This is a genomic window from Methylophaga sp. UBA1464 (assembly GCF_002325665.1).
GTDB lineage: Bacteria > Pseudomonadota > Gammaproteobacteria > Nitrosococcales > Methylophagaceae > Methylophaga.
The window spans coordinates 37,878-39,708 of record NZ_DCSO01000107.1 but is presented as its reverse complement, the minus strand read 5'-3'; the positions used below and the strand labels follow the sequence as shown (position 1 = coordinate 39,708).

The 1,831-nt window shown below is 47.1% G+C and carries 2 protein-coding genes and 1 pseudogene; all 3 read right to left on the bottom strand.

Annotated elements, in window-relative coordinates:
• Positions 1 to 185 (bottom strand): annotated as a pseudogene (locus B3O33_RS14580) (formylmethanofuran dehydrogenase subunit A); the annotation flags it as partial.
• Between the two features lie 12 nt (positions 186 to 197).
• Positions 198 to 1,472, bottom strand: coding sequence for a formylmethanofuran dehydrogenase subunit B (locus B3O33_RS14575; RefSeq protein ID WP_292361125.1), 1,275 nt, complete (start codon positions 1,470 to 1,472; stop codon positions 198 to 200).
• A 95-nt stretch (positions 1,473 to 1,567) separates the two neighbouring features.
• On the bottom strand, positions 1,568 to 1,831 hold a 264-nt coding region (locus B3O33_RS14570; protein WP_292363875.1), incomplete at its 5' end, for an SPOR domain-containing protein.

Sequence of the window (1,831 nt, the reverse complement as noted above, 5' to 3'; positions counted from 1 at the left end):
ATATGGGTATGCATATCAATGGCACCGGCCATAATGACTTTGCCACGCACATCGATTTCTTCATCAACCCGACCATCTGTCGGTTTTTCGACAATACGCCCATCGCGGATATAGATATCCCGTACCACATCATTTTGATCGTGTGCCGGGTCAAAAATACGTCCGCCTGTTAATTTTAAAAGCATCTTTATCTCCGTTTACAGGGCCTGTTCGACCGCACTGAGTACTTCAAACACGCTGGGTAAGCCGCTGTCACGTAATTTTCTTAAAGGAACTGAAACAACACTGTCGGTACGAAAGGTCCGGCCTTCGTGATCGATACCGGGCACACCAACCGGAATATAGACTTCCGGTTCCGTTTCAAACTGCATACCGCTTCGTCCAAGCACAATAGTGGTGGCTGACGTTTTGGGTGGCGTAACGGTGGTGTTAAAGCTGGAAACCCAGATAACAACATCACTCTCACCTTCAGCAAGAATGCGTCGACCGTCATTTAAAAACGGGTCGTAATCTGGAAAGCGACGATTGAAGGTGGTTCGCATCGGATATCCACTTTGCCAGGAAGCTACGGCATTCACAGTGGTATCACCTTCTTTACCGCCTAATGGCAAGCCATTGCTGCGGGTGGTAGCGTTAATTTCCTTGATCAGTTCACAGACGTTTTGAATGGTGGCCTCAGCATGATCAAAATCCAGTTGGCCAGCTGACCAGGTCACTACCGAATATTTAGCGGCCATTAGTCTGTCGGCCAAGGTTTGTAATTCACTGACTGCTACTCCGGCAACGGCTTCTGCCTGAACCGGTTTACCTTTCAGCAAAGCGCGCAATACCGAAACCACTTCCGGCAAGTCAGCATTATCGCAGCCGATAACCTGAGCCTTTTTACCTTTTGGCGAAGTGGAGGCATCTCCACTTGGTTTCTTGCCTAAATAGATAACTTCACGCGACTCAATATCCTGGCCGAACATGCTCTCTTTGTTCCAGATCATTCGTTCAAAAAAGCGTGGGAATGTGGATTCGACATCCGTTCCTACAACCAGTAACAGATCGACCCGGTTTCTTACTTCGGTAAGCGTGGTCGTCATATAGCCGGTGTCCTGTAATACTAGGATATTGCGAAAGGCGGCTGGAGAATAAAAACTATCAATCGTGGCGCCGCTTTTATCAGCCAGTGCCATGGCAGAACGCGCACCGTTTAAGTCCGTACCCAAACCTGCGATTAACGGTTGTTTGCTGTTAATGAGTAAATCAGCAATATGGGAAACGGCCTGATCCAGAGTAACTGCTTTGCCTTGAATGCGGGGTTGTAAATCGGATATCGGCGTTTCAAAACCCGGACGAGTGACAGCATCACCATTTTCCAGAACTTTAATGTTGTTACCGCTGACTTGAATTGTCAGATCATCGGATGCTATACCACAAAATGGGCTGGCAACTTCATGCCAAACGGTTGCCGTGCTGTTTTCTGTCATATCGCTGTCCTCGATAAATCTCACATAAATAAACTGGGGCCGTTATAACCTGCTTCAAGTCCAGGCGGATATTTCAGCCGCAATATTGAAAAGCATTAACCATGTTTTGCGCGTAATAAAAGCGAATCAATATTGTTGTCACGTAACTGTTTCTGTAAGGCATCGGCTTTATCACGACCGATGACTGGTCCAACCTGAACACGGTGCCAGGTATCAGTATTATCTATTGTCACAGTTTGCACTTTTGATTCAATACCTAAAAAGGCTAACCTGGCCCGAAAACCATCCGCATCATCAAGCTTTTTAAATGAACCGACCTGAATCATATAGCTGACTGCATCAACGGCGGGCTCCGCAGC